Source organism: Bacteroidota bacterium (assembly GCA_030706565.1).
Lineage (GTDB): Bacteria > Bacteroidota > Bacteroidia > Bacteroidales > JAUZOH01 > JAUZOH01.
On sequence record JAUZOH010000295.1, the window covers coordinates 1 to 4,807 of the forward strand.

Sequence of the window (4,807 nt, forward strand, 5' to 3'; positions counted from 1 at the left end):
GAAACGGATATCCTGGAGTTCGTTTCTTACAACTTAAGGAAGGAAGGTTATGAAGTCAGCACCGCCACCAACGGGAAAGCTGCGATAGAGGAAGCAAAAAAAACGAATCCTCATCTGATCATCCTGGACATCATGATGCCCGAAATGGATGGCATAGAAACTTGCGAGAAAATCCGGAGCAGCAACCTGGGGGCTCAGCCGCTGATCGCTTTTCTAACGGCCAGAGGGGAAAGCTATTCACAGGTTGTCGGCTTTGAAGCCGGAGCCGATGATTACATCATTAAACCCATTAATCCTAAAGTTTTAAAAAGCAGAATTAAAGCCCTGCTGAAAAGATACTCGAGCGAGGTCAGTTTCTCCCCCGTAAGCGAAAAAGAAATCTCAGACGACCTCATCATTGACAAAGAACGTTTTGTGGTCATCAAAAAAGGAGAAGAATTACTGCTTACGAAAAAAGAATTTGACCTTTTATCGCTGTTGGCCTCCCATCCTGAAAAAGTATTCAAACGTGAAGAAATATTCCAACGGATTTGGGGCGATGACATTATCGTAAGCGACAGGAATATTGACGTACATGTCCGCAGGTTAAGGGAAAAAATCGGAGAAGAACATATCTTAACCCTCAAAGGGGTAGGCTATAAATATATTGAATAGCTAATTTCGTAAACAACAGTATTCTCCTCACCTTCAAAAATCTCATTACTTCAACTTCCCCATTGACAGCATCCCCGGATGATGGAGTAATTCATTATTTTCATGCTCCTTTGCATACATGCCCTGGTACAATAATCCAACTTGCTTTTAAGCAAATCTTTTCGTAATTTTATATGATAATATCAGCAATATAAACCGGCAATTAAAAAGCAAAATCAAATAAAATCCAATTACTTTCCACAATCCGTTTTCTCAATTTTTTAGATCATCACTCAAGAAATAATACCATCTTAATCTTTTTAAAATCTAAAATATCAATAAAATGAAAACCGAAAAGAAAAAGAGGAATAAAAGTCCCTCCTCACGGCCACGAAAAAAGGACGAAGTGCCGGATTATCCAAGCTATCCTCCTGACGACGACATCTACAGTAAGAATAAAAAAGAAGACATAGAACAGGACTTCGAAATGGATGAATATTATGAGAAACTCAGCAACCTGACGGAAAATGAACCGGAGGAATTCAGCAATGCCGAATGGCCAGGCCCGGAATTTGATTACGAAATGGAAAATTATGACAATGAAGAGGAAGAAAATGGTTATTACGGCCTGACTGAAGAAGATTTTAATGATTATAATGAGAATGAGTGGACTTAATCGTCCTTTTTAGCTGAAAGACATAGCACCTTCAACAGGAATGGCAGGATTTAATGAACAAAAGTAAAAGACCGGATGTTAATAATTATTATGAACTGAGATTTAGTCACCAATTAACGATAGGAACAAAAAAATGGCAAAGGTGCTGTATATAAAAGCAAATGCAAGACCAGAAGGTATTTCAAGAACTTACCGGATTTCCGAAAGCTTCATAAAGACATACCAGGAAACTCATCCGGCAGATGAAATCATCACCCTTGATTTATACAAAGAAGGGGTTGATTTTTTGCCATCCGGTGACCTCTCTGATTTGCACAGGCCCAAAGCAGGAGAAGGCAGGAATCATCCCATCTTAAAATATGCTTTTCAGTTTGTAGAAGCCGACAAATATGTAATTGCCGAACCTTTGTGGAACTTAAGCATACCTGCAATACTAAAAGCCTACATCGATTACATAACCGTCACGGGCATCACCTTCAAATATACCCCCAAAGGGCCGGTAGGCTTATGCCAGGGGAAAAAGGCAGTAAATATCACTTCAAGAGGCGGAGCATACCTGGAAGGCCCGGGATCAGCCTTTGAAATGGGCGACAGATATTTAAGAACCCTGTTTGCATTTTTCGGGATCAGGGAGTTTACCACCATTGCTGCAGAAGAGTTGGACGTCATCGGAGCAGATATCGAAGCCATTGTTGGCAAAGCCATCAAAGAAGCCCAGGAATTGGCCAGGATATTCTGATTAAATAAACCTAACATAAAAGATCAAAAACTAAAATTGCCCAGCCGGAGCCAATAATCCGACAAAGGCAATCATATTCAAAATGGAAAGTATGGTTATTTAATTTTTAATGCATCTCACGCAAAAGCCATAATCCATGCGAAAAAAAGTACGAATAACATAGTCATTCTGGCTGGTCACATAACGATACCAGGCCTGTGAGTTGTTGTACCGGGTCGAAGTCCAAAAAGTACCATAAAAACCCAGCAACCTGAAATCATGGCCATCGCATAAACCGCCCAGTTTGGCATTAAATCCCGATTTCCCGCCTAATTTAAGGGCTTTACCGGCCTGATCTTCACCGCCAAGATAATTGGTCAGGGTTGTCCACTCGGCGTCGGATGGTATGTGCCAGCCTTTAGGACAAGCTTTCATTGCTGCGCTCCAGGTATAAAGCCGGCCATATTTCTCAGCCATCCCGGGTTTTAAATCATAACACCAACTGCCCGGAACTTTTATGTTCAGATTTTCGGCCATCCAGATTTGTTTTCCAATCTTGATGGCTTTGAAATTTTGTGCATTAAGCATATTCATTCTCATCCCGATTGAAACGACAACCATAATAAGCAGCATCATTTTTTTAATATTCATCATAAAAAGTTTAAGTTATTTGTTGGATTTGTGATTGATTTACAATATATTATCTCAATATACATCCACCTTGATTGGGGGGTGCACCTGAAAATTCGAACCCTTTGAAAAGGATGAAATCATGTGTTGCGGAATTTCCTTAATATCCAGGATTAAAAATCCATCCAGGGAGTCATTGAATTTAGGATCAACATTAAAACAGGCAATTTTACCATTCAGCTGTAAATACTTCTTCAGTAAAACAGGAATCCCCAAATGAGTGGATTCAACATCTTTAATCACCCTGTCAATCAAGCCCAAATCATCGGAATCACCCAGCAGAATTTCGGTATCGACAATGCTGCTCATGGGCTCAAACGACTTTCGGGGACGGATGTATGGAGAAAATTCATCACTAAAATGATTTTGCCTGATATATTGCGTGATCAGGCTCTTTGAAAATGTGGAAAAGGCATTACTGATACTAACCGGGCCGATCAGGTAACGATAACCCGAATTCATCTGAAGGAAACAATAAATTCCTTTCCAAAGCAAGTATAAGGCAACAGGGTTCTTTTGATAGTCTTTTGCGATAAAAGACCTGCCCAATTCTATAGATTTTTCAAGTACAGGATAAAATTCCTTGTCAATTTTAAATAAACAATTGGTATAAAATCCTTTAACCCCATAAGTTTGGACAATTTCCTGTCCATTACCCAACCTGTAGGCACCAACTATATTCCCTTTTTCATTATCCCAGATGAATAAATGATGATAATACAAGTCATATTCATCCAAATCAATTTTGCGGTTGGTCCCTTCGCCCACATTTCTGAATGTAAGTTCCCTGAGTCGCCCAATTTCGAGAATTATTTTAGGAATATCCTGTATTTCCGTGCAGTAAACCGAATAATGAGCATAATCAAATAAATGGTCCCTCACGGCCAGATTTTTTATCTCTCCGGAAATCACTATTTTATCAATTGCATTGATAATGGGTTTGGGCTTGGGAAGGATTTTAAAAGAATTTTTATAGAAACTGTCTACACTAATATTGGTACCCAGGGCATAAGTCCTGGCTCTTAAAAACCGTCCGTATTTTGAGATATTGTCAAACTTCCTTTGATCTTTAAGAGAAACGGGTTTACCAATCCGAACCACGATTTGCTCATTTTTTTTATTAAAAAGTTCAGAAGGAATCTTGGCCGTCCGGAGCAGGGGATGTACAATCCCCAATAAATAAAACAGTTTGCTGTTTTTCCCCGAGAAATAGACCGGGATAACCGGGACTTCCGCTTTTTTAATAAAACGGATTACAGAACTTATCCATTTCCGGTCAGAAATTTGATTGGTTTCCGGTTGAAAGGAAGAGACCTCTCCTGCAGGGAATATAGCCAAACATTTATCTTCACGCAGGTGCGACAAGGCCTTTCTCAGACCGGGAACACTTGATTTCAGATCTTTTTGATTTTCAAAAGGGTTGACATCCAAAACCGAATCCCCGATTGGTTCCAGTTTTTTAAACAAAAAATTGCCTAATATCTTGAAATCCGGACGTACCCTGGAAATCTCTTCCAGAAGGATCATCCCTTCCAAACCACCAAGAGGATGATTAGCAACAATAATAAAAGCTCCTTTCCCCGGAATATTTTTCAATTCCTGAGGATCGATCTCATATTTGATTTTCAATTCTTTTAAAACCAGATGTATAAATTCCTTTCCACTTTTATGCTGATATTTTGAATATAATTTATTTACCTTGTTAAAACTTAGTAAAACCATTAATAATCTGGCAGTTATATCGCCACCAAGTTTGTTAAGTTTTTTTATCTTCAACAAATCGCGCACACTGATCAAAGCCATATTTAAGTCATTTTAATAATTTATTGCCAAAAACACTAAGCCAAATAGCAGAATTCACGGCATTCATATTGTCTGAAATAAATGTTATTTTTGTATTTTATAATTTCTTATTCATTTCAATATTTTCAACCATGCTGATAAAAAACCATTACCGGACCATTATCATTTCTGACGTACATTTAGGAACCAAGGATTCCAAGGCCAAAGAAGTCGTGCGTTTCCTCAAAGCCAACACCTGCGATAAGCTGATTATGAACGGCGACATCATTGATGGCTGGAGGCTTAAA

General features: G+C 38.8%; 6 protein-coding genes. 4 read left to right on the forward strand and 2 right to left on the reverse strand.

Annotation, left to right across the window (positions count from 1 at the left end):
- The 3 genes from Q8907_12815 to Q8907_12825 all read left to right on the forward strand — a co-directional run.
- Window positions 1-654, forward strand: a 654-nt coding sequence (locus Q8907_12815) for a response regulator transcription factor (GenBank protein MDP4275151.1), incomplete at its 5' end; no start/stop codon positions are given.
- A 322-nt stretch (window positions 655-976) separates the two neighbouring features.
- A complete protein-coding gene (locus Q8907_12820) occupies window positions 977-1,309 on the forward strand; it encodes a hypothetical protein (GenBank protein ID MDP4275152.1) in 333 nt (110 codons plus the stop codon).
- Window positions 1,310-1,442: 133 nt separating this feature from the next.
- Entirely contained in the window at window positions 1,443-2,048 is a 606-nt protein-coding gene (locus tag Q8907_12825) for an FMN-dependent NADH-azoreductase (GenBank protein ID MDP4275153.1), read from the forward strand.
- A gap of 99 nt (window positions 2,049-2,147) precedes the next feature.
- Here Q8907_12825 and Q8907_12830 read toward each other — a convergent pair whose 3' ends face one another.
- On the reverse strand, window positions 2,148-2,681 hold the full coding sequence (locus Q8907_12830) for an FISUMP domain-containing protein (protein MDP4275154.1): 534 nt from the start codon (window positions 2,679-2,681) through the stop codon (window positions 2,148-2,150).
- Between the two features lie 51 nt (window positions 2,682-2,732).
- Window positions 2,733-4,520 (reverse strand): lysophospholipid acyltransferase family protein, encoded by a 1,788-nt coding sequence (locus Q8907_12835; protein MDP4275155.1) that lies wholly within the window; start codon window positions 4,518-4,520, stop codon window positions 2,733-2,735.
- A 137-nt stretch (window positions 4,521-4,657) separates the two neighbouring features.
- On the opposite strand from Q8907_12835, the gene Q8907_12840 reads away from it, so the two are divergent.
- Window positions 4,658-4,807, forward strand: a 150-nt coding sequence (locus tag Q8907_12840) for a UDP-2,3-diacylglucosamine diphosphatase (protein MDP4275156.1), incomplete at its 3' end; no start/stop codon positions are given.

Excerpts from the sequence above, each read along its gene's own strand:
- Q8907_12820 (MDP4275152.1), top strand. The coding sequence starts at position 977 with ATGAAAACCGAAAAGAAAAAGAGGAATAAAAGTCCCTCCTCACGGCCA.
- Q8907_12825 (MDP4275153.1), top strand. The coding sequence starts at position 1,443 with ATGGCAAAGGTGCTGTATATAAAAGCAAATGCAAGACCAGAAGGTATT.
- Q8907_12830 (MDP4275154.1), bottom strand. The coding sequence starts at position 2,681 with ATGATGAATATTAAAAAAATGATGCTGCTTATTATGGTTGTCGTTTCA.
- Q8907_12835 (MDP4275155.1), bottom strand. The coding sequence starts at position 4,520 with ATGGCTTTGATCAGTGTGCGCGATTTGTTGAAGATAAAAAAACTTAAC.